This window comes from Paractinoplanes rishiriensis (genome assembly GCF_016862375.1).
In the GTDB taxonomy this organism is placed as follows: Bacteria; Actinomycetota; Actinomycetes; order Mycobacteriales; family Micromonosporaceae; genus Actinoplanes; species Actinoplanes rishiriensis.
The window spans coordinates 196,012-217,876 of the sequence record NZ_BOMV01000005.1 but is presented as its reverse complement, the minus strand read 5'-3'; the positions used below and the strand labels follow the sequence as shown (position 1 = coordinate 217,876).

At 70.4% G+C, this 21,865-nt stretch carries 17 protein-coding genes; 8 read left to right on the top strand and 9 right to left on the bottom strand.

Annotated elements, in window-relative coordinates; all coding sequences use genetic code 11:
- Positions 1-7: 7 nt before the first annotated feature.
- Positions 8-508: a mycothiol transferase gene (locus tag Ari01nite_RS02970; protein ID WP_203778969.1), complete on the top strand. Its 501-nt coding sequence runs from the start codon at positions 8-10 to the stop codon at positions 506-508.
- Positions 509-1,298: 790 nt separating this feature from the next.
- On the opposite strand, the gene Ari01nite_RS02965 is transcribed toward Ari01nite_RS02970, so the two are convergent.
- Entirely contained in the window at positions 1,299-2,087 is a 789-nt protein-coding gene (locus Ari01nite_RS02965; protein WP_203778968.1) for an ABC transporter permease, read from the bottom strand.
- Positions 2,084-3,025, bottom strand: coding sequence for an ATP-binding cassette domain-containing protein (locus Ari01nite_RS02960; RefSeq protein ID WP_203778967.1), 942 nt, complete (start codon positions 3,023-3,025; stop codon positions 2,084-2,086). Before Ari01nite_RS02960 ends, Ari01nite_RS02965 begins: the two co-directional genes overlap by 4 nt.
- Before the next feature lie 115 nt (positions 3,026-3,140).
- Here Ari01nite_RS02960 and Ari01nite_RS02955 point away from each other — a divergent pair, with 115 nt between their 5' ends.
- A complete protein-coding gene (locus tag Ari01nite_RS02955) occupies positions 3,141-3,908 on the top strand; it encodes a TetR/AcrR family transcriptional regulator (RefSeq protein WP_203778966.1) in 768 nt (255 codons plus the stop codon).
- A 13-nt stretch (positions 3,909-3,921) separates the two neighbouring features.
- On the opposite strand, the gene Ari01nite_RS02950 is transcribed toward Ari01nite_RS02955, so the two are convergent.
- Genes Ari01nite_RS02950 through Ari01nite_RS02940 form a run of 3 tightly spaced genes read right to left on the bottom strand, consistent with a single transcriptional unit; the run spans position 3,922 to position 10,150 of the window.
- Complete coding sequence (locus Ari01nite_RS02950) at positions 3,922-5,754, bottom strand: S9 family peptidase (protein WP_203778965.1); 1,833 nt, start codon at positions 5,752-5,754, stop codon at positions 3,922-3,924.
- Positions 5,755-5,769: 15 nt separating this feature from the next.
- Positions 5,770-7,542 carry an N-acetylglutaminylglutamine amidotransferase gene (locus Ari01nite_RS02945; protein WP_203778964.1) on the bottom strand — a complete coding sequence of 591 codons (1,773 nt, stop codon included), beginning with the start codon at positions 7,540-7,542 and terminating at the stop codon, positions 5,770-5,772.
- A gap of 25 nt (positions 7,543-7,567) precedes the next feature.
- The gene (locus tag Ari01nite_RS02940) at positions 7,568-10,150 is read right to left on the bottom strand and encodes a carboxylate--amine ligase/circularly permuted type 2 ATP-grasp protein (protein WP_203778963.1); all 2,583 of its coding nucleotides are present in this window, start codon (positions 10,148-10,150) and stop codon (positions 7,568-7,570) included.
- Positions 10,151-10,347: 197 nt separating this feature from the next.
- Between Ari01nite_RS02940 and Ari01nite_RS02935 the strand changes: the two genes are divergently transcribed.
- Positions 10,348-11,418, top strand: a complete 1,071-nt coding sequence (locus Ari01nite_RS02935; protein ID WP_203778962.1) for an NAD-dependent epimerase/dehydratase family protein — start codon at positions 10,348-10,350, stop codon at positions 11,416-11,418.
- A gap of 67 nt (positions 11,419-11,485) precedes the next feature.
- Positions 11,486-13,612, top strand: a complete 2,127-nt coding sequence (locus tag Ari01nite_RS02930) for a SulP family inorganic anion transporter (protein WP_203778961.1) — start codon at positions 11,486-11,488, stop codon at positions 13,610-13,612.
- 81 nt (positions 13,613-13,693) lie between these two features.
- Here Ari01nite_RS02930 and Ari01nite_RS02925 read toward each other — a convergent pair whose 3' ends face one another.
- The 4 genes from Ari01nite_RS02925 to Ari01nite_RS02910 are packed head-to-tail and all read right to left on the bottom strand — an operon-like array spanning position 13,694 to position 17,199.
- Complete coding sequence (locus Ari01nite_RS02925; protein ID WP_203778960.1) at positions 13,694-14,719, bottom strand: amidohydrolase family protein; 1,026 nt, start codon at positions 14,717-14,719, stop codon at positions 13,694-13,696.
- Complete coding sequence (gene kynU, locus Ari01nite_RS02920) at positions 14,716-15,945, bottom strand: kynureninase (RefSeq protein WP_203778959.1); 1,230 nt, start codon at positions 15,943-15,945, stop codon at positions 14,716-14,718. Before kynU ends, Ari01nite_RS02925 begins: the two co-directional genes overlap by 4 nt.
- The gene (locus Ari01nite_RS02915; RefSeq protein ID WP_203778958.1) at positions 15,942-16,763 is read right to left on the bottom strand and encodes a tryptophan 2,3-dioxygenase; all 822 of its coding nucleotides are present in this window, start codon (positions 16,761-16,763) and stop codon (positions 15,942-15,944) included. The genes kynU and Ari01nite_RS02915 overlap by 4 nt, the downstream gene beginning before the upstream one ends.
- 22 nt (positions 16,764-16,785) lie before the next feature.
- On the bottom strand, positions 16,786-17,199 hold the full coding sequence (locus Ari01nite_RS02910) for a YchJ family protein (protein WP_203778957.1): 414 nt from the start codon (positions 17,197-17,199) through the stop codon (positions 16,786-16,788).
- A gap of 109 nt (positions 17,200-17,308) precedes the next feature.
- Here Ari01nite_RS02910 and Ari01nite_RS02905 point away from each other — a divergent pair, with 109 nt between their 5' ends.
- The 4 genes from Ari01nite_RS02905 to Ari01nite_RS02890 all read left to right on the top strand — a co-directional run bounded on the left by Ari01nite_RS02905 (position 17,309) and on the right by Ari01nite_RS02890 (position 21,798).
- The gene (locus tag Ari01nite_RS02905) at positions 17,309-18,313 is read left to right on the top strand and encodes a LacI family DNA-binding transcriptional regulator (protein WP_203778956.1); all 1,005 of its coding nucleotides are present in this window, start codon (positions 17,309-17,311) and stop codon (positions 18,311-18,313) included.
- A 194-nt stretch (positions 18,314-18,507) separates the two neighbouring features.
- Positions 18,508-19,869 (top strand): ABC transporter substrate-binding protein, encoded by a 1,362-nt coding sequence (locus tag Ari01nite_RS02900; RefSeq protein WP_203778955.1) that lies wholly within the window; start codon positions 18,508-18,510, stop codon positions 19,867-19,869.
- Positions 19,870-19,936: 67 nt separating this feature from the next.
- Positions 19,937-20,827 carry a carbohydrate ABC transporter permease gene (locus tag Ari01nite_RS02895; protein ID WP_203778954.1) on the top strand — a complete coding sequence of 297 codons (891 nt, stop codon included), beginning with the start codon at positions 19,937-19,939 and terminating at the stop codon, positions 20,825-20,827.
- An 11-nt stretch (positions 20,828-20,838) separates the two neighbouring features.
- Positions 20,839-21,798 carry a carbohydrate ABC transporter permease gene (locus tag Ari01nite_RS02890; protein WP_203778953.1) on the top strand — a complete coding sequence of 320 codons (960 nt, stop codon included), beginning with the start codon at positions 20,839-20,841 and terminating at the stop codon, positions 21,796-21,798.
- Positions 21,799-21,865: the final 67 nt, after the last annotated feature.

Below are 21,865 nucleotides of genomic sequence, written 5' to 3'. Positions count from 1 at the left end.
ACCGATCATGGAAGCCAAGGACCTCCTGGCCGACGCCCTCGGGCGCCTCCCCGACCTGGTGCGCAGCGCGGTGCACGACCTGACCCCCGACCAGCTGCGCTGGGCACCGGCGCCCGGTGCCAACCCGATCGGCTGGCTGGTGTGGCACCTGACCCGCGTCCAGGACGACCACATCGCGGACGTCATGGGCGCCGAGCAGATCTACCTCACGGGTGACTGGGCTCCGCGCTTCGGCTTGAAACCGGACCCCGCGGACACCGGCTATGCGCACTCGCCCACCCAGGTGGCCGCGGTGGCTCCGGAGAGCGCCCAGGTGCTCGAGGACTACTACCGGGCGGTGCACGAACGCACGATCGCCTTCGTGTCCGGCCTGAGCCCGGCGGACCTGGACCGTGTGGTGGACACGGCCTGGGACCCGCCGGTGACCTTGGGGGTCCGGTTGGTGAGCGTGATCGACGACGATGCCCAGCACGCGGGGCAGGCGGCGTACGTTCGCGGGTTGCTCTGATCCAGCTGGATCCGAGGTCGATGCGGTCTTGTGCCGTATCGACCTCGTTTGTCACTTCACCTATCGGTTCTCCTCGGCGCGACTGTCAGCCGCTGGACGCATGCCGCACACACGCATTGACCTGGGGGCGAGTGCGGCCTTTAGTTCGCCATGGCCGCCGCCGCGACGATATCCCGCAAGCAGTCAGGAAGGCCCGGTCCTCGGGACTGAGCGGACTGTAGTAGTCCTGCCGGATCACCACGCACCCACGCCGTCGTTGGGCGTCGGGCCCGGACATTGGTGGCCAGGTCCCGAGCCAGTGTCGACGGCATCACGGACTCCACCGGCCCAACGAGATTGGCGCGGACGGCGACGAAGAGGTCGCGGGTCGCGGCCGATGCGAAGATGCCGTCCCCGACGAGAAGTACCAGTCGAGCATGGAGTCGTAGACATCACGGCGTTCCTGTTCGCTCATCGGCGTGGTCCGGTCCGGCGTAGCCGGCGCGGTAAGACTCCACAGTCTTTGGTACGAGTCGACTTGTCGTTCAACGAGTTTCAGTCGGATTTGCCGGCGATAGCTGTTCACCAGCCATAGACCCACCAGTCCCACGAAGACGGTGCCCACTGCCTGAGCCCCATCCTGCATTCGACATGCGCACCTCTCGGCCACGTCAAGCTCGATGGCCTCAGGGTAGGGGCCGGACAAAATGGCGACCGTGACCGTGACGACTGCAGTGGAGCCAGGCGCTGCAGTCGTCGCGATCTGGTCAGCAATCGCCGCTGCGTGGTGGTTGTGGTCGGTGTCAACGGATCAGGTCAGGTGGCGGTAGCGGCGGATGGACAGCGGGACGAAGACGGCCAGGAACAGCAGGGGCCAGACGACGGCCAGCAGGGTGGCGTGTTCGGCGGGCCAGGAGGTGCCGGACCAGCCCGGGTTGCCGAACAGCTCGCGGGTGGCGGCCGCGGTGGCGGAGAGCGGGTTCCAGTCGGCGATGGTGCCCAGCCAGCCGGGCATGGTGTCGGGCGGGACGAAGACGTTGGACAGGAAGCCGAGCGGCCACACCAGAATCTGCAGGGCCATCAGGGTTTCCGGCGAGCGGGACACCAGGGCCAGCCAGATGCCCAGCCACAGCAGGGCGAAGCGCAGCAGCAGAAGCAGGCCGGCGGCGGCCAGCGCGTCGGCCAGGCCGTGGTGCCAGCGCCAGCCGATGGCCAGGCCGCAGGCGACCAGGACCAGCAGGCTCACGGTGGCGTTGAGCATGTCGGCCAGGCTGCGGCCGGTCACCACCGCGGCCGACGAGATGGGCATGGTGCGGAAACGGTCGGTCACGCCGCGGGCGGCGTCGGTGCTCACCGCGGTGTAGGTCGCCTCGAGGCCGAAGGCGACCGTCAGCGTGAAGATGCCGGGGACCAGGAACTCGCGGTAGTCGCCGCCGCCGGGGACGACCATGGCGCCGCCGAAGAGGTATCCGAACATCAGCAACACCATCACCGGGAACAGCAGGCCGACCACGAGCGCGCCGGGCTGGTTGGCCCAGTGCAGCAGGGCGCGACGGGTCAGGGTCCAGCTGTCGGCCGCCAGCCAGTAGATCGCCGTCATGCCGCGCTCCTCTCGGTGGTGCCGGTCAGGTGCAGGAAGACCTCGTCGAGGGTGGGCCGGCGCAGGGCCACGTCGGCCGGGTCGAGGCCGCGTTCCTGAAGGGCGCGGACCGCCTCGCCGAGTGCGGTGACCCGGTCGGTCACCGGGACGCTCACCCGGCGCCGATCGGGGTCGACCGCCGGCTCGCCGGAGCCCAGCCGGGCCAGCACCGTGGCGGCCTCGGCCAGGCGGTCGGGGTCGCGCAGCACGACGTCGAGGTGGTCGGCGCCGATCTGGCCCTTGAGCTGGTCGGGAGTGCCGGAGGCGACGGCCCGGCCGTGGTCGATGACGGTGATGTGGTCGGCCAGTTGGTCGGCCTCCTCCAGGTATTGCGTGGTGAGCAGCACGGTCGTGCCGTCGCTGACCAGGGCCCGGACCGCCCGCCACACCTCGTTGCGCCCGCGCGGATCGAGACCGGTGGTCGGTTCGTCGAGGAACAGCACGGCGGGGCTGGTCAGCAGGCTGGCCGCGAGATCGAGCCGGCGCCGCATGCCGCCGGAGTATTGCTTGGCCGGCTTTTTGCCGGTGCCGGCCAGGTCGAACCGTTCCAGCAACTCGTCGGCGCGACGCCGGGCCGCGGCCGCCCCGAGGTGGTGGAGGCGGCCGAACATCTCCAGGTTTTGCCGGCCGCTGAGCTGCTCGTCGACCGCGGCGTGCTGGCCGGCCAGGCCGATCCGGGCGCGGACCCGGTCGGCCTCCCGGACCACGTCGTGGCCGGCGACGCTGGCGTGGCCCGCGTCGGGACGCAGCAGCGTGGTGAGGATGCGTACCGCGGTGGTCTTGCCGGCGCCGTTGGGCCCCAGCAGGCCGTGCACGGAGCCGGGCGGGACCTCCAGATCGAAGCGGTCGAGGGCGGTCGTGCTGCCGAAGTGGCGGGTGAGCTGGTCGGCCCGTATCATCGTTCTCCTTACGCTGTACGGGGATCGTGCCAAGGAGTATAGTCCAATCCCGTACGGTGTAAAGAGTTAAATCCTCGGTGGCGGCCAGGGAAGCTGGACCATGGAAGATGGGGAGGTGACATCCGACTTCAGCAGTGGCGGTGACCCGCGGCGCAGCATCGACCTGATGTGGCGGGTCCAGAGCGGTCCCCGTCCGGGGCCGAAACCGCGGTTCACGATCGACGAGATCGCCGCCGCGGCGATCGCGATCGCGGACGCCGACGGGGTGGCCGCGTTGTCGATGCGCCGGGTGGCGGAGCGGCTCGGTGTGGCGGCGATGTCGTTGTACACGTACGTGCCCAGCAAGGCCGAACTGATCGACCTGATGCTCGACACCGTGTTCGGCGAGTTGCCGTTCGAGGGTCATGCGTCAAGCTGGCGGGCCCGGCTCGCGGCGGTCGCCAGGGAGAACTGGCGGACATACCTGCGACACCCGTGGCTGCTCCAGGTGGCGACCAGCCGGCCGCCGCTCGGGCCCAACCTCGTGGCGAAGTACGACTACGAGCTGAGCGTGATCGACGGCATCGGGCTGAGCGACGTCGAGATGGACCTGGTCGTGCAGATGGTCGGCGACTACGTGCACGGCGCCGCTCGCACGGCGGTGGCGGCCACCCTGGTGGCGCAGCGCACCGGGCTGACCGACGAGCAGTGGTGGGAGCAGGCCGGCCCGGCGCTGGAGGCGGTCTATCAGCCGGAGCGCTACCCGACCGCGACCCGGGTCGGTGCCGCGGCCGGCGCCGAGTTCAACGCGCCCACCGACCCGAAGCGGGCGTTCGAGTTCGGCCTGGAGCGCCTGCTCGACGGCGTGGAGACGCTGGTGAGCGCGAAGACCGCCCGGGCGTGACCCGGCCCGCCCGTCAGCGTAGGTGGGTGGTCAGCCAGGCGACGGCCTCGCGGAGAAAGTCGGCTCGGGCGTTGCGGTGCAGCAGTTCGTGGCCCTCGCCGGGATAGAGCACGTACTTGTGCGGGATGCCTCGGGCGGCCAGGGCGGCGGCTACCTGGTCGGCCTCGACCACCGGGACGTTGCTGTCGTTCTCGCCGTGGATGATCAGCAGGGGAGCGCGCAGGCGGTCGATTTGTGTCAGCGGGGACAGGTCGGCCAGCAGGTCGGCGTCGGTGGCGGGATCGCCGTACTTGGAGATGGCGGCGGCGGCGATCCAGGGTTCGGTGTTTTCGTAGAACGTGGCGAAGTTGGACATGCCGCAGATGTCGATGCCTACCGCGAACAGGTCGGGAAAGCGGGTCAGGGCGGCCAGCGTCAGGTAGCCGCCGTAGGAGCGGCCCATGCAGCCGACCCGGGCCGGGTCGGCCACGCCGGTGGCGACCAGGTGGGTGACCGCGGAGCGGACGTCCTCGATGGCGGCGTAGCGCAGCGGGCCGTTGTCGGCGCGGACGAAGCTCCGGCCGAAGCCGGCGGAGCCGCGCACGTTGGGGGCGAACACCGCGACACCCCGGTCCACCAGGGACTGGAAGAGCGGGGAGTGCCCGGGGCGCTCCTGGGCCTCGGGGCCGCCGTGCAGCCAGAGCACCGTGGGGTGCGGGCCGGGGGAGGCGGGCCGGAACAGCCAGCCGGTCAGCACCAGGCCGTCGTGGGCTTCGAAGCGGCACAGCATCGGCCGCACCGCCCCGATCGCGGCCGGCACCGCCGAAACCGCCCGGATCTCACCGGCTGCCGGCGCGGCGCCGATCGGGCCGGCTGCCAGAGCGGCGCCGATCGGGCCGGCTGCCGGAGCGGCGCCGGAAGTGAGGGCTGGGGCCGCGCCGGACCAGACCCACACGCCGTGCGGACGGCCGGGACCCTCCGCCGAGAAGGCCAGCGTCGATCCGTCGAAGCTCCACACCAACCCGCTCACCACGCTGCCGGGCAGCGGCGCCAGCACGCCCCGCTCGCCGCCGGTCAGGTCGATCAGCTCCACCTCGGACTCGCCGCCGCGGACGTTCCACAGGACGGCGGCACGGCGGCCGTCGGCGGTCAGGGCGAACGACTCGATCTCGGCGTCGCCGCCGGCCAGGACCTCGGTTGCGCCGTTGGCGACGCGGAACAGGCACGGGAACTCGCCGTTCTCGGAGCGGGCCAGGATCGCGCCGTCGGGCGCGAAAACCGCCTGCTCGCCGGGCGTCACCACGGTGCCGTCGCGCAGCACGATGATCCGGGCACCGCGCGGGCCGATCCTGAGCAGGGCGCTGTCCCGGTGCACGTCCAGCAGGCTGATCAGGTCGCCCGTCGCCACCACGGTGCGCTCGCCGGTCGCCGGGTCGATCAGCAGCGCCGTGGACAGGTTTTCGGTGAGCGCCAGCAGCGACCGGCCGGGCAGCCAGCGCATGTTGTCCGCCGTGTCGGCGCCGAAGCCGGCCACCTGGTGCAGGTCGCTGCCGTCGGGCCGGATCAGCCACACCTCGTGCCGGGGCGCGCCCCCGGGCGCCACCAGGCAGGCCAGCCAGCCGCCGCCCGTCGACCAGTGCACCTCGGCCACCGGCTCCTCGCCGGTGTCCACCAGGAAGGCCAGATCGCTCCCGACCGGCTGCACCCACACCTGGGGACGGCCGCCGCGGTCCGACACGTACGCGCAATGCCGGCCGTCCGGCGACAGGCTCGGCGACCAGCTGCCCACCGCCTCCGCGGGCGGACGGAGATTGGTCCAGCTGAGCGGCAGTACGGTGGCGTCGACCCGGTGGAGCTGACCGGTCATGTGTGCACCCTTCGTCTAGATACCCTTGTCCTGTAACCACATTTCCAGCAGGGCCAGCTGCCACAGCTGGTTGGCGCCCAGCGTGGTGCGCGGCGTGTTCGGGTCGGCCAGCAGGAAGTCCACGTACTCCGGCCGGAAAAGCCCGCGCTCCCGCGCAGCCGGCGCGTGCAGCGCGTCGCGTACCCGATCCAGAATTTGACCCTCCAGATGCCGGATGCCGGGGACCGGAAAGTAACCCTTGGGCCGGTCGATGATCTCGTCGGGCACGACGCCCCGGGCCGCCTCCTTGAGCACCCCCTTGCCGCCGTGCGCCAGCTTGAGCTCGGGCGGGCAGGCCGCGGCCAGCTCGACCAGCTCGTGATCGAGGAACGGTACGCGAGCCTCCAACCCCCACGCCATGGTCATGTTGTCGACCCGCTTGACCGGGTCGTCCACGAGCATCACCTGGGAGTCGAGCCGCAGCGCCGCGTCCACCGCGGTGGTGGCACCGTCCCGGGCGAAGCTCGCCGCCACGAACTCCCGGCTGACGTCAGTGTCGACCAGCCACTCCGGAGCGAGTTGCCGCGCGAGGCGGGCGTGCGGCCGGTCAAAAAATTCTTTCGCGTACGCGTCGACGGCGCGTTCCCGGGGCACGCCGGCGAGCGGTGGATACCAGCTGTAGCCGGCCAGGATCTCGTCCGCTCCCTGCCCCGATTGTACGACCTTCACATGCTTTGACACGTCCTCGCTGAGCAGGTTGAACGCGATGCAGTCGTGGCTCACCATCGGCTCGCTCATCGCCGTCACGGTCCGGTCCACCGCGGGCAGGAACCGGTCGCCGCCGATCCGGATCTGGTGGTGCTCGGTCTCGAACTTGCGGGCCACGATGTCGGAGTAGAAGAACTCGTCGCCGCTCTCGCCGCCGCCCGCCTCGAACCCGATGCTGAACGTGGTGAGCCCGCGCTGCCCCTGCTCGGCCAGCAGCGCCACGATGTAGCTGGAGTCGATCCCGCCGGACAGCAGCACCCCGACCGGCACGTCCGCGACCATCCGCCGCTCGACCGCCAGCTTCAGCTTCTCGTGCAGCGCCTCCGGCCAGTCCGCCTCGGACAGCCCCGCGTGCCGGGTGAACGACGCCTCCCAGTAGACGTGTTCGCGCGACCTGCCGTCCGGTTCGATCGTGCGGACCGTGGCCGGCGGCAGCTTGCGCACCCCGGTCAGGATCGTCCGCGGCGCCGGCACCACCGAGTGGAACGTCATGTAGTGCTGCAACGCCACCTTGTCGATCGACGTGTCCACCTCGCCGGCCGCCAGCAGAGCCGGCAGTGTCGACGCGAACCGCAGCCGCCCCGGGGCCTCGGCCAGGTACATCGGCTTGATTCCGAGCCGGTCCCGGGCCAGCACCACCCGGCCGCTCTCGTGCTCGACCAGCGCGAACGCGAACATCCCGAGGAAGTGCGACACGCAGTCGGCACCCCAGCGGTGGTACGCCTTGATGATCACCTCGGTGTCCGAGGTGGAGAAGAACCGGTAGCCGTCCGCACTTAACGAAGAACGCAGCTCCTGGTAGTTGTAGATGCAGCCGTTGAAGACCAGGGTGATCCCGAGCTCCTCGTCGGTCATCGGCTGCCCGCCCGCCTCGGACAGGTCGATGATCTTCAAACGGCGGTGCCCGAACGCGACCGGGCCGCGCGCGGCGAAACCGGAGCCGTCCGGTCCGCGCGCCTGGAGGCAGGGCAGCATCCGGCGGACGGCGTCCCCGTCCGCGGTACGCCCGTCGAAGCGCAGCTCACCGGCGATTCCACACATCTGATTCCAGCCTCCTACTCAGCCGTTACGAGAGCAGCCAGGTGTCCTTGGACCCGCCGCCGCGCGAGGAGTTGACGATCATGCTGCCGGCCGGCGCCACCCGGGTGAGCGCGGCCGGTGCCACCACCGACTCGGTGCCGGTGAAGACGAAGGCGCGCAGGTCGACGTGCCGGGCGGCCAGCTGGTGACCGTCGAAGACCGGGTGGGTGGAGAGGTCGACCACCTCCTGCGCCACCCAGCGGTGCGGGGCCGTCATGATCTGCCGGCGCACCGCCGCGAGGTCGGCCTCGCTCGCGTGCGGCCCGATCACGATCCGGTCGCCGCCGTAGCCGTCCACCGGCTTGCAGACCAGCTCGTCCAGCCGGCCGAGCACCTCGGCCCGCTGCTCCGGGATGCCGCACAGGTAGGTGGGCACGTCCTCCAGCAGGGGTTTCTCGCCCAGGTAATACTCGATCAGCCGAGGCACGTACGCGTACACCGACTTGTCGTCGCCGATCCCGTTGCCCAGCGCGTTCGCCAGCACCACGGTGTCCGCGTGCAGCGCGGCGACGAAGCTGGGCCCGAGCGGCATCCCGTCGGCGCCCGGCGCGTGCATCAGGCTGTCCTCGTCCATCCGCAGGTAGACGACGTCGACCGGGTAGCGCTTGCCGTCCCGCATCCGGTGCACCCGGCCCTCGTGCACGAAGAGTTCGGTGCTGCGGACCACCGGCACGTCCATCTCCTCGGCCAGCATCCGGTGCTCGAACCAGGCCGAGTCGTCCGGCCCGTGGCTGAGCACGACCAGCCGCGGGTTGTCGCCGGCCGCCGGGCGGGCCGCGTCCAGCAGGGCCCGCTTGAGCAGCTGCGCGGTCGGCTCCACGGAGAGCAGCCCGGACGGCACCGGCAGCTCGGGCAGCACGCTCGCGGTGAGCCGGCGGTTCTGCACCGCGTACCCGATCCCGGACGGCACCCGCAGGTTGTCCTCGAGCACGCGCCAGTTGCCGTCCTTGTCGCGCACCAGGTCGACGCCGGCGACCTGGGCCCGGATCCCGTCGTGGGCCACCAGCGCGCCGCTCGGGCGCAGCTCGGGCGAGCCGTTGATCACCCACTCCGGAATGATGCCGTCGCGCACCACCTGGCGGCCGTTGTAGACGTCCTGCACGAACCGGTCGAGCGCGCGCACCCGCTGGGTCAGCCCGGTGGTCAGCCGGTTCCAGTCGTGCGCCTCGACGATCCGGGGCACCAGGTCGAAGGGGAACAGCCGGGTCGCTGCCTCGCCGGCCACGCTGAAGGTGATGCCCCGGGAGCGCTGCTCGTCGTCCCGGGCATCCTCGCGCCGGCGCAGTCCGGCCGGGCCAAGAGCGGTCAGGACATTCAAAATTCCGGCGTACGCGGTGACGACGTCACCGCCGGGGAACGCCTCGTCGCCCTGTCCCGCGTACGGGAAAAGGCCCGCCGGAACGGTGTCGCCCGCGCCCGCGGGTCCGATGCCGGTGGCGCCGCCCCGGGTGTCCGCCAGCACCAGGTCGACCACGTCGGAGATCCGGCCGCGCCGGGCCATCGCGCGCCGCTGCCGGGCGGCCGAACTGCCCCGGCTGAGCGCCCGCACCGACAGGTCGAACACCTGCTCCCAGTCGCCCAGCTCCTCGAGCTGCGGGCGCAGGTCGCCGACCAGCCGCTCGACCGCCACGGCGGCCGGCACCGGACGTGGCGAGTGCGGCAGGTCGAGCAGGTCGCCCTCCAGGCCGGAGCGGGCGGCCCGCCACATCGCGGCCCGGTGCAGTGGCGGCCGGGTGGCGGTGAGCGGCAGCCCGGCGCGGTATTCCTGACGGGCCCGCAACACGAGGCCGCGGAACAGGCCGGCCAGCAGCACCACGGTGTCGGCGTCCGGCGACGAGTCGGTGACCCGCAGCTCGACGGTCGGCACGTGAGCCGAGGGCCGGACGTCGAAGTAGACCATCTTGCGGTCGGTGATGGTGCCGGACGCGATCAGGTCGTCGACCAGTTCGTCGAACTCGGGGGCCGAGTCCAGCGGGCCCGGGTCGCCGGCCGTGGGCCAGCGAAGCCAGACCAGTGAGCGCACGCTCGCGTACCCGGAATCCTCGCCCATCCAGTACGGCGAGCTGGTGGAGAGCGCCAGCAGCACCGGCAGCGCGGAGGTGACCCGCTGGGCGACCGCCACCGCCTCGTCCCGGTCGGGGACGCCCACGTGCACCTGCGCACCGCAGATCAACTGTTCCCGGGCGAGCAGCTGGTAGTCGTCCAGCATCCGGCGGTAGCGCGAGGTGGGCGTCACGGGGAGTGACTCCAGGTCGACCAGCGGCACCGTGCCGGACGCCACCAGGCCGAGCCCGAGCGACTCGGCCACCCCGATCGCCTCCCGGCGCCGGGCCACGATGCCGGCCCGCAGGTCGTCGAGCGTGGCGCTGACCGGGGTGTTCGTCTCCACCACGGAACGGTGCAGCTCGGCCGAGAACTCCGCCGGGTCGAGCCGGGCCAGCACCTCCGGGGCGCGCGGCACGAGTTCCCGGGTGACCAGGTCGACGACGTGCAGTTCCTCCTCGACGCCGAGCGTGAGTTCCCGGTCCGCGACCGTTTCGCCCGCGGTGGCCGGTAGAGACTCCGTCATGCAGACCGCCTATGTCCTCGCAGTGATGGCCCTGCCCTGTCCCGGAGCCTCGCCATCAGATGTATCCAACCTGTGACGTGCCCATTTCGTGGCCGGACCAAGCATGAGGTTCCCGACACGGCGGGCCAGGCGGCGGGCCATATGCATACACCGGGTAACCTCGGGCCCGTTCCGACCCCGCTTTCCCGGAGGACTTGATGAGCAGTGTGGTCGTGGTGACCGGTTCGGCCGGCCTGATCGGCTCCGAGTCGGTCCGGCACTTCGCCGGCCTCGGCATGGACGTGGTGGGTGTCGACAACGACATGCGCGGCTACTTCTTCGGCGCCGACGGGTCGACGAAGTGGAACCTGGACCGCCTGATCACCGAGGTCGGCGACCGCTACACCCACCATGACGTCGACATCCGCGACCGGGACGGCCTCCGCAAGCTGTTCGCCGGGCTGGGCCGCAACGTGGGCCTGGTGATCCACTGCGCCGCGCAGCCGTCGCACGACTGGGCGGCCCGCGAGCCGTTCACCGACTTCGACGTGAACGCGGTGGGTACCCTCAACATGCTCGAGGCGGTCCGCCAGCACTGTCCCGAGGCGCCGTTCATCTTCACCTCGACCAACAAGGTCTACGGCGACCTGCCCAACTCGCTGCCACTGGTCGAGCAGGAGACCCGCTGGGAACTGCCCGAGGACCATCAGTGGTACGACGGCATCGACGAGACCATGTCGATCGACCAGTGCCTGCACTCGGTGTTCGGGGCCAGCAAGGTGGCCGCCGACGTGATGGTGCAGGAGTACGGGCGGTACTTCGACATGCCGACCGGGGTCTTCCGCGGCGGCACGCTGACCGGGCCGGGTCACTCGGCTGCCGAGTTGCACGGCTATCTCGCGTACGTGATGCGCTGTGTGATGGAGCAGCGGGTTTACCGGATCTTCGGCTACAAGGGCAAGATGGTCCGCGACGCCATCCACTCGCACGACCTGGTGTCGGCCTTCGAGGCGTTCTACCGCGCGCCCCGGATCGCCGAGGTCTACAACATGGGCGGCGGCCGCTACTCGAACGCCAGCCACATCGAGGCGTTCCAGATCGCCGCCGAGATCACCGGCCTCGAGGCGCGCACCGAGTATGTCGAGGAGAACCGGGTCGGCGACCACCAGTGGTGGATCAGCAGCACGGCCCGTTTCGAGCAGCACTACCCGGACTGGAAGCTCACCTACGACGTCCCGGCCATCCTGCGGGAGATGTACGAGGCGAACCGCGACGTCTGGAAAGCCTGAGCCCACGGCCGCCTGGAAATTCCGGGGCGTAACGATCGCTTAACCGCCTATCGGTAGTTTTCCGGGTATGTCCGTTTTAAGGCATCTACGGCGTGACCTTCCGGCGTCGATCGTGGTGTTCCTCGTCGCGATCCCGCTCTCCCTCGGCATCGCGGCGGCGTCCGGCGCGCCGCTGCTGTCCGGCCTGATAGCCGCGGTCGTCGGCGGCATCGTGGCCGGCGCGCTCAGCGGGGCTCCGCTCCAGGTCAGCGGCCCGGCCGCCGGCCTCACCGTGATCGTGGCGGGCACCATCGCCGAGTTCGGCCTGGCCGGCACCGCGGCCGTCGTGGCGGTGGCCGGCCTGATACAGATCCTGCTCGGCGTGTCCCGGCTGGGCCGGGCAGCGCTGGCCCTCTCGCCCGCCGTGGTGCACGGCATGCTGGCCGGCATCGGCCTGGTCATCGCGCTCAGCCAGGTGCACGTGCTGCTCGGCGGCGCGCCGCAGAGCGAGGCCTGGCACAACCTGCGCGACCTGCCCGGCCAGCTGGCCGGCCCGCACAGCATGTCGCTGCTGCTGGGCATGATCGCCATCACCGTGCTGCTGGTCTGGCCGCGTTACCCGAAGGTCGCCAAGGTGCCGGCCGCGCTCGTCGCCGTACTGGCCGCCACCCTGGTGGCCGTGGTCACCGACGCCGACGTGGACCGGGTCGGGCTGCCCGGCGCGCCGCTCGACGAGCTGATCCGGCCGGCCTGGCCGGACGCGCCGCTCGACCAGATCGCGCTGGCGGTCGTCACCATCGCGCTGGTGGCCAGCGTCGAGTCGCTGCTGTCCGCGGTCGCGGTGGACCGGATGCACGACGGCCCGCGGGCCCGGCTCAACCGGGAACTGATCGCCCAGGGCACCGGCAACACGGTCTCCGGCCTGCTCGGCGGCCTGCCGATCACCGGCGTCATCGTGCGCAGCTCGGCCAACGTCGCGGCCGGTGCCCGCACCCGCGCCTCGGCCATCCTGCACGGCGTCTGGATCGCGGTGTTCGTGCTGCTCTGCGCCGGCCTGCTGGAGGCCATCCCGCTGTCCGCGCTGGCCGCCGTGCTGGTGGTGGTCGGCCTCCGGCTGATCAGCCTGGCCCAGATCCGCACCTACATCCGGCACCGGGAACTGCCCACCTACCTGGTCACGGCCGGCGGCGTGGTGGCGGTCGACCTGCTCACCGGGGTGGCGCTGGGGCTGGCCGCGGCGGTGCTGCTGATGCTGAGCCGGCTGGTGCGCTGCGAAGTCCGTACCGCCCGGAACGCCGACGGCGAGCACGAGGTGACGATCAGCGGAACCCTGGCGTTCCTCTGCTCCGGCCGGGTGTCCCGGCGGCTGAACGCGCTGCCGCCGGGCGAGCGGGTGACGGTGGAGCTGCACCTGGACTACCTCGACCACGGCGCCTTCCAGGTGATCGAAGACTGGCGCGAGGCGTACACCAAGGCCGGCGGCGAGGTGACCGTCCGCGAGACGCACGACGGCTGGTTCTCCCGGGCCACCCAGGGCCGCCTGGGTGCCGGCAAGAGCCTCGTGCGCCGGCTCGGCTCCTGGACCCAGTGGCAGGACCTGGACCGTCAGCGGCGCAACGCGATGGAGGCCGGCATCCGCGAGTTCGAGCGGCACGTGGCCCCGCTGGTGCAGCCGCACCTGGCCGGCCTGGCCCGCGACGGCCAGCGCCCCGAGCAGCTGTTCATCACCTGCGCCGACTCCCGGCTGGTGCCCAACCTGATCACCGCAAGCGGCCCCGGCGACCTGTTCTGCGTCCGCAACGTCGGCAACATCGTCCCACCGGCCGGCGGCCCCGACTCCTCGGTGGGCGCCGCCGTCGAGTTCGCGGTCGACGTCCTGGCGGTGCGCACGATCACGGTGTGCGGCCACTCCGGCTGCGGCGCCGTCCGGGCCCTGATGTCCGGCGGCGCCGTCGGCGACCTGGGCCGCTGGCTGAGCCGCTCCGGCGTCCACTTCCCCGATTCCGCGGACGAGCAGGGTTGCTGCACCGCCAACGTGGCCCAGCAGCTGCGCAACCTGATGACGTACCCCGCCGTGCGCAAGGCGGTGGAGGACGGCCGCCTGACCCTGGCCGGCTTCTATTTCGACCTGGCCAGCGCCCGGATGTACGAGGTGGACGAGACCGCCGGCGTCCCCCGCCCGGTGTCAGCCGATCCGGCCGACCAGGTCTCGTAGCGTGTCGTGTCCGCGCCCAGCACCCGCGTCCGCGCTCGCCCTCCCGTGCCCGCCCCGGCAGCCGATCTTGTGGATGGCTGGTCAGGTGCGTGGGCGGACTGTCTTGTCCAGGACTCGGGCGGTGGCCAAGGTGTCGGCGAAGCGGGTGGGGTCGAGGTCCAGGCCGCCGGGGATCCACGTTATGTCGTCGCCGGTCATTGCCTGGAGGATGTCGTTGGGGGTCAGGCCGGCCGACTGCAGGGCCCGGATCTCGCGGGGGTTTACTCCTGCTGTCAGGGGGCCGTTGCCCAGGTCGGTGCCGTAGCGGACTGCGCCGCCGTATTCCAGGAAGCGGCGCAGGTTTCCCACCGCGGTGTGCAGGTCGGTGGTGGGCACGCCCCAGCCGTGGATGTCCAGGGTGCTGATCCAGCGCATCCGTTCGGCGCAGGCGCGGATCAGGCCGCGGTCCAGGGGTTCCGTCCAGGGGGTGTGGGCCAGCAGGTCGGCGCCGGCCTCGTAGGCGGTTGCCACGGTGCCGGCGCCCTCGGCGTGCACCACCACCGGCAGGCCCAGGTCGTGGGCGGCGTCCGCGATCGCGGTCATGGTGAACAGCCGCAGCTGCGGGCCGGCGGCGTGGGCGGTCACCTTGATCAGGGTGGCGCCGGCGGCGTGGGCGGCGTTCACGGCCTCGGTGGCCTCGTCGGCGGTGGTGATCTCGCGCCAGCTGCCGGGCGCGGCCCACGCGCGGTCGCTGGGATAACCGCCGGGCGCGATCAGAAACGGGCCGGCATATCGAATGCGCGGCAGGGGCGCGCCGCCACCGGGCCGCAGTGGTGGCGCTGCGGCTGATGCTGCCAGGGCGGCTACCCGTTCGGGGACGCTGCCCAGGTCCCACACGGCGGCTATGCCGCCGGCCCGGACGGTGGCGAGGTCAACCAGTCCGGAGTGGACGTGGGCGTCGACCAGGCCGGGCAGCAGGGTGCCGGGCAGGACGCGGCGGCCGGCATCGGGGGGCACGTCGGTCAGCGCCACCGGGGTGGCCAGGCCGTCCGAGGTCAGGCGCAGCGCCTCGCCGGTGCGCAGGGTGCCGTCCCACCACAGGGTGGCGGCCTGGACGTACTCGGTCACTGTTGTTTCTCTAGCAGCTCTCGCAGGACCGCCACGCCGCGGTAGACCTCGCCGAAGCTGGTGCTCAAGGGGGCCGGGCCCAGGCGCAAGCCGTCGGGGCGGCGGTAGTCGGGCAGCACGCCGCCCTCCCACAGCGGCGCCAGCAGCGCCTCGAAGCCGGGGCGGGTCAGGGTCACGTGACCGCCGCGGCGGTCGGGATCGCGCGGGCTGGCCACCGACACACCGTACGGGGCCAGCAACTCGTCCGCGAGATCCAGAAGGTAACCGGTGAGCAACACCGACTTGGAGCGCACCGCCTCCACCCCGGCCGCGGCCAGCATGTCCAGGTTGGCGTGCAGCGGCACCATGGCGAGGATCGCAGGAGTGCCGCTGAGCAGGGCCCGGATGCCGGGCGCCGGTTGATGGCGGGGGCCCATCTCGAACGCGTTGGCGGTGCCCATCCAGCCCCAGATCGGCTGACGCAACTCGTCCTGCAGGTCGCTGCGCAGGTAGGCGAACGCGGGAGCGCCGGGGCCGCCGTTCAGGTACTTGTACGTGCAACCCACCGCCAGGTCCACATTCCACCGGTCCAGTTGGACGGCTACCGAGCCGGCCGAGTGGCAGAGGTCCCACAGGGCCAGCGCGCCGGCCTGGTGTGCGATCCGGGTGATCTCGGGTACGTCGGCGATCCAGCCCGACCGGTAGGCGACGTGGCTGAACAGGACCAGGGCGGTGCGCTCGTCGACCACCTCGGCGACCTGGGCGGCGTGGATGCCGGTCCGCGGGTCGGTTTCGATCCACACCAGCTCGAGGCCGCGTTCGGCCGCTATGCCCTCCAGCACGTAGCGGTCGGTGGGGAAGTTGTCGGTTTCCAGCACCACCCGGGTGCGGCCGGGACGGGCGTCCACGGCGGCGCGGGCCAGCTTGTAGATCAGCACGGTGGTGGCGTCGCCGATCACCACCTGGCCGGCCGCGGCGCCCAGGGCCACCGCGCCGAGCCGGTCGCCCAGGGTGAGCGGCCACTCCATCCAGCCCTCGTCCCAGCCGCGGATCAGGCGGCCGGCCCAGCGCCGGCGGACGAAGTCGTCGAGGAGTGCCGCGGTGGCCACCAGCGGGCGGCCCAGCGAGTTGCCGTCCAGGTAGGACACCAGGTCGTGCTCGTCGGGGGTGAGGAACTGGTCGCGGTATCCGGCGAGCGGGTCGGCCGAGTCCAGCGCGACGGCGCGGCCGAGCAGGTCGTCGGTCACTGCGGGATGCCGATCTCGGTGCGGACGGCGTACAGCTCGGGGAAGAACGTCAGGTCGAGGACGCCCTTGAGGAAGCCGACGCCGCTGGAGCCGGCGGTGCCGCGCTTGTATCCGATGGTGCGTTCGACCGTCTTGAGGTGCCGGAACCGCCAGAGCTGGAAATTCTCCTCAAGATCAACAAGTTCTTCACAGGCCTCGTACGCCTCCCAGTGCTTCTCCGGGTCGGCATAGATCCGCACGAACGCCGGCACCAGATCCTCGTTGAACTGGTATGCCAGGGTCACGTCGCGCTGGAGCAGCTCGGCCGGTACGCGGTGGCCGTGCCGGGCCAGGTACCGCAGGAACTCGTCGTACACGCTCGGGGTTTCCAACGCCTCGGTCAGCAGTTCGCGGGCCGCCGGGTCGTCGTCGAAGATCGAGAGCATCCGGCGGTCCTTGTTGCCGAGCAGAAACTCGACCGCGCGGTACTGGTACGACTGGAAGCCCGACGAGGTGCCGAGGAGGCTGCGAAACTCGGCGTACTCGCTGGGTGTCAGGGTGGCCAGCACCGACCACTGCTCGGTCAGCGTGCGCTGGATGTGTTTGACCCGGGCCAGACCCTTGAGCGCCGGCCGCAGCTCGTCCGCGGCCAGCCGCCGCCGCACCGCGTGCAGTTCGTGCAGCACCAGCTTGAGCCACAGCTCGGAGGTCTGGTGCTGCAGGATGAACAGCAGCTCGTCGTGGTGCTCGGGCGTGCTGACCGGGTGCTGGGCGTTGAGGATCTCAGCCAGGTGCAGGTACGCCCCGTAGGTGAGGTTGACCTTGAAGTCGCTAGCCACCCTCCCAGCGAATCACACCTGGTCAGATGTTGGCGAGCGAGCCGTCGGTAAGGATCGGACCCCAGTACACCCACTGACCGTCGTGGCGCACGAACCGGCTGCGCTCGACCATGTCGCCGGACTTGCCGTGGTCGCGGTAGTGGGCCCGGAACTCGACCACGCCCTCGGTGTCGAACATCCCGCCGCCGGTCGACTCGATGATGTCGAGGCCCACCCAGCGCATCCTGGAGTCCGGCTCGACCGTCTCCGGCCGGGTGCTGGGGTGCCAGGACGACATCACGTACGCGTCGTTGTCCATCGCGAACGCGGTGTACCGGGACCGCATCAGGGCCTCCGCGGTCGTCGGCGGGGTGCCCTCGTGGGCCGGGCCGCAGCATTCCCCGTACGGCAGCCCGCGCCCGCACGGACACGCGGTGGTGGTCTTCGTTCGCGCCATGACTGAATTCTGGCAGCCGCCAGCGGAATGCGGACGCGACTGCAAGACTTACGTCCGCCTCGGCGCACAGCGGTTCGGTTCTTGCATACTTCTGACGTAAGATTCCGACGTGACGAAGCGACTTGCCGAGGTGGCTAAGAAGGCGGGCGTCAGCGAGGCCACGGTGAGCCGGGTGCTCAACGGGCGCAGTGGCGTGTCGGAGGCCACCCGGGCGTCGGTGTTGACGGCGCTCGATGTGCTCGGCTACGAGCGGCCCACCAAGCTGCGCGGCGAGCGTGGCCGGCTGGTCGGCCTGGTGCTGCCCGAACTGCAGAACCCGATCTTTCCGGCGCTGGCCGAGGTGGTGACCGCGTCGCTGGCGCAGCGCGGGTTCACCCCGGCGCTGTGCGCCCGCACCATCGGCGGCGTGCCCGAGCGCGACTACATCGAGATGCTGCTCGACCACCAGGTGTCCGGCGTGGTCTTCGCCGGTGGGTCCTATGCGCTGGCCGACGCCGACCACGGTCACTACCAGGCGCTGACCGACCGCCGGATGCCGGTCGTGATGGTCAACGCGGGCGTCGGCAACCTGGGTTTCCCGCACATCTCCACCGACGACGCGGTGGCCGTCGAGCAGGCCTACGGGCACCTGAAATCGCTGGGCCACCGGCAGGTCGGCATGGTGATGGGGCCCGAGGACCACGTGCCCTCGCGGCGCAAGCTGGCCGGCCTGGAACGGATCGCGGGGGAGGCCGGCGGGGCCTGGCACGTCGAGCGCACCACGTTCTCGATGGAGAGTGCCCGGCTGGCCGCGGCCCGGCTGATCGAGCGCGGCGTGACCGGCATGATCTGCGCCAGCGACGTGCTGGCGCTCGGCTCGATCCGGGCCGCGCGCCGGCTCGGCCTGGACGTGCCGGCCGACATCTCGGTGGTGGGTTTCGACGACTCGGCGCTGATGACCTGCACCGACCCGCCGCTGACCACGGTGCGCCAGCCGATCGAGATGATGGGCCAGGCCGCCGTCGACCTGCTGGTGACGCAGATCGACGGCAGCGGCGTGGGGCCGGACGAGTTGCTGTTCGAGCCGGAGTTGGTGGTGCGCGGGTCGACCGCGCCGGCGCCGCAGCGGGGCTGACCAGGTAATTCTCTTAACAGAAGGGCGGGCCGACGGCCCGCCCTTCGCCGTTGCTGTCGTTCTCGCGTCACGTCGCAATTTTTCTCAATGTAGTCGGGTTCTTGCGGGCGCTCGTTCGTCTTTGTATCGTCATCGCCACGAAACATGTACGCGAGAGCCACGTCACATTCCCGTCCAGGAAGGGCGCCATCCTTATGTCCAAATCCAGGCTGCGCAGCGCGATCGGCCTCCTGCTGGTGGCCGGCGTCGGCCTCTCGGCGACCGCCTGCGGCAACGACGACTCCGGCGACGCGAAGGCCGCCGGCGGCCCGGTGACCCTGGTCATCAACGGCCTGCCGCCGGCCACCGAAAAGGTCAACCACGACCGGTTCCGGGCCAACGTGGCCGAGTTCGAGAAGGCCAACCCGACCATCAAGATCGATGCCCGCGAGGGCAAAATGGACCCGCAGACCTTCCAGGCCAAGCTCGCCGGCGGCCAGCTGGAGGACGTCTTCTACGTCTACTTCACCGACCCGGCCAGCCTGATCGCCAAGCGCCAGGTCAGCGACATCAGCAAGCACCTCAAAGACTTCCCGGTTACCGCCGAGATCAAGCCCGAGGTGCTCCGGGTCTTCCAGGACGACAAAGGCGGCACCTACGGCCTGCCGTACAAGAACTACTCGCTGGGCCTGCTCTACAACCGCGACCTCTTCAGCAAGGCCGGCCTCGACCCGAACACCCCGCCGGCCACCTGGGCCGAGGTGCGCGCGGCGGCCAAGAAGATCGCCGGCCTCGGCACGAACGTCGTCGGCTACGGCGACTACAGCAAGAGCAACACCGGCGGCTGGCACTTCACCGCCGAGATGTACTCGATCGGCGGCGACATCGCGGTCAACGACGGTGGCACCTGGAAGGCGGCGTTCAACAACGCCCAGGGCAGGCAGGTCCTCCAGCAGCTCAAGGACATGCGCTGGACCGACAACTCGATGGGCCAGAAGCAGCTGCTCGAGTGGGCCGACCTGCTCAACCTGATGGGCTCCGGCAAGCTCGGGATGTATGTGGCGACGGCCGACAACATCCCGACGATCGTCAATCAGTTCAAAGGCAACTATCAGTCGTACGGGCTCGGCCCGATCCCGGACGGCAAGGGCACCCTGGGCGGCGGCGAGGGCTACATGTTCAAGGCCGGCCTGAGCCCCGAAAAGATCAACGCCGGGCTCAAGTGGCTGACCTTCTGGTTCACCTCGGCCGACCGGTACGAGGCCGAGAACAAGTGGGCCAGCGAGACCAAGCAACCGGTCGGCCTGCCCGAGCCGGCCATCTACACCGGTGCGTCCGCCGAGAAGCAGGCCGCGGCCGACAAGAGGTACGCGAACGTCCCGCAGGCCAACTACGCGCCGTTCACCGCCAAACTGGGCGCCATCCCGGTCAAGTTCGAGCCGCCGAACGCGCAGCAGATCTACGCGGTGCTCGACGTGCCGATGCAGAAGGTGCTCACCGACAGGAACGCCAACGTCGACGAGCTGCTGGCGACGGCCGAGACCCAGGTCAACCAGATCCTCGCGAGCGTCAAGTAGCCCACGATCCGGCCGCCGGCGGGCCGTGTTGCTCGCCGGCGGCTACTCCCGAGATTGCGAGAACGCGATGACGGTGCTGACCGCCGGCCGGGTCCGGCGCAGGATCGCGGACAACGTGCTGGCCTACGTGTTCCTGGCGGCGGGCATCCTCTGCTTCGCCGTCTTCTCCTGGTACCCGCTGGTCCGCGGCATCATCCTGAGCTTCCAGCAGGTCAACTTCGTGACCGACCCGTGGTGGGTGGGCCTGGAGAACTACCGGGCGGTGTTCGACGACCCGCTGTTCTGGACGGCCTGGAAGAACACCCTCTTCTTCACCGGCCTGGCGCTGGTCTTCGGCTTCGTCCTGCCGTTCTTCATCGCGGTGCTGCTCAACGAGTTCCGGCACTTTGCCGGCTTCTTCCGGGTGCTGGTGTACCTGCCGGTGATGCTGCCGCCGATCGTCAGCGTGCTGCTCTGGCGGTACTTCTACGACCCGGGCAACGGCCTGTTCAACACGGTGCTGCGCGGAGTGGGACTGCCGGAGTCGCAGTGGACCCAGTCGTCCGGGACCGCGATGCTCTCGCTGGTGCTCGTCTCGACCTGGGCCAATCTCGGCGGGGCCACCCTGATGTATCTCGCGGCACTGCAGGGCATTCCGGGGGAGCTGTACGAGGCGGCCGAGCTGGACGGCGCGAGCATCTGGCAGCGGCTGCGGCACGTGACCTTCCCGCAGATGCGCTTCATCATGCTGGTCCTGCTGCTGCTCCAGATCATCGCCACCATGCAGGTGTTCATCGAGCCGTTCATGCTCACCGGCACCTCCAACCCGGACACCATCACGGTGCTGGTGCTGGTCTACCGGTATGCGTTCTCGGTCAACCAGGACTTCGGCATGGCCGCCGCGATGAGCGTGCTCCTCTTCGTGGTGCTGGCCGCCTTCTCGGCGGTCTACCTGCGACTCACCCGGTCCGCGGACTGAGAGGGCGAACGATGACACTCACCGCACCCCGGCCGCCCGCGGTCGTGACACCCCCGCCGGCCCGCGCGCGCAAACTTTCCAAGATCCGCGCGACGGCGACGACCCGGACCCTGATCTCCGCAGTGGACCTCCAGCGGCACCGTTACGCGTACTTCTGCATCTTGGGTTTGACCTTGGTGGTTTTTGCCCTGGTCTTTCTCTTTCCGGTGTATTGGATGGTCACCGGGGCGGTCAAGTCGCCGGCCGAATTCGCCGAGGCGGTGCCGACCTGGTTCCCGCAGTCGTGGCATCCGGAGACCTATGCGACCGCGTGGACCAACATGCGGATCGCGAAATACTTCACCAACACCGTGCTGTACGCCCTCGGCGGCTGGCTGTTCTGCCTGGTGGTGGACGTGCTGGCGGCCTACACGCTGTCGAAGCTCAAGCCGGTGTTCGGCCGGATGATCCTCGGACTGATGCTGGCCAGCCTGCTGCTGCCGGCCGCCGCGCTGCTGGTGCCGGCCTACCTCACCGTGGTCGACGTGCCGCTGGTCGGCTGGAATCTGCTCAACACCCCGTGGGCGCTCTGGCTGCCGGCCGCGGCCAACGCGTTCAACGTGTACGTGCTCAAGCGCTTCTTCGACCAGATTCCGGACGACCTGCTGGACGCCGCGTCGATCGACGGCGCGGGCCGGCTGCGGCTGCTCCGGTCGATCGTGCTGCCGCTGTCCCGCCCGGTCCTCGGCGTGGTCTCCATCTTCATCATCATCGGCATCTGGAAGGACTTCCTCTGGCCGCTGGTGGTGCTGCAGAACCCGGAGTCGCAGACGCTCAGCGTGGCGCTGGCCCGGCTCGCCAACACCAGTCAGGTGCCGCCCACCGAGTTCATCGCGGGCCTCACCATCGCCAGCATTCCCATGATCGTCATCTTCCTGATCTTCCAGCGCAGCATCATCGGCGGGCTCTCGGCGGGCTCGGTCAAGGGCTGATCTCCCTTCCTCGTTGATCGGTGGGGATCCTTGCGCCCTTTTCTCATCTAGAAAGCAGGTAAACGTG

Excerpts from the sequence above, each read along its gene's own strand:
- Ari01nite_RS02940 (WP_203778963.1), bottom strand. The coding sequence starts at position 10,150 with ATGACGGAGTCTCTACCGGCCACCGCGGGCGAAACGGTCGCGGACCGG.
- Ari01nite_RS02965 (WP_203778968.1), bottom strand. The coding sequence starts at position 2,087 with ATGACGGCGATCTACTGGCTGGCGGCCGACAGCTGGACCCTGACCCGT.
- Ari01nite_RS02950 (WP_203778965.1), bottom strand. The coding sequence starts at position 5,754 with ATGACCGGTCAGCTCCACCGGGTCGACGCCACCGTACTGCCGCTCAGC.
- Ari01nite_RS02970 (WP_203778969.1), top strand. The coding sequence starts at position 8 with ATGGAAGCCAAGGACCTCCTGGCCGACGCCCTCGGGCGCCTCCCCGAC.
- Ari01nite_RS02890 (WP_203778953.1), top strand. The coding sequence starts at position 20,839 with ATGACACTCACCGCACCCCGGCCGCCCGCGGTCGTGACACCCCCGCCG.
- Ari01nite_RS02930 (WP_203778961.1), top strand. The coding sequence starts at position 11,486 with ATGTCCGTTTTAAGGCATCTACGGCGTGACCTTCCGGCGTCGATCGTG.
- Ari01nite_RS02895 (WP_203778954.1), top strand. The coding sequence starts at position 19,937 with ATGACGGTGCTGACCGCCGGCCGGGTCCGGCGCAGGATCGCGGACAAC.
- Ari01nite_RS02960 (WP_203778967.1), bottom strand. The coding sequence starts at position 3,025 with ATGATACGGGCCGACCAGCTCACCCGCCACTTCGGCAGCACGACCGCC.
- Ari01nite_RS02900 (WP_203778955.1), top strand. The coding sequence starts at position 18,508 with ATGTCCAAATCCAGGCTGCGCAGCGCGATCGGCCTCCTGCTGGTGGCC.
- Ari01nite_RS02910 (WP_203778957.1), bottom strand. The coding sequence starts at position 17,199 with ATGGCGCGAACGAAGACCACCACCGCGTGTCCGTGCGGGCGCGGGCTG.
- Ari01nite_RS02945 (WP_203778964.1), bottom strand. The coding sequence starts at position 7,542 with ATGTGTGGAATCGCCGGTGAGCTGCGCTTCGACGGGCGTACCGCGGAC.
- Ari01nite_RS02935 (WP_203778962.1), top strand. The coding sequence starts at position 10,348 with ATGAGCAGTGTGGTCGTGGTGACCGGTTCGGCCGGCCTGATCGGCTCC.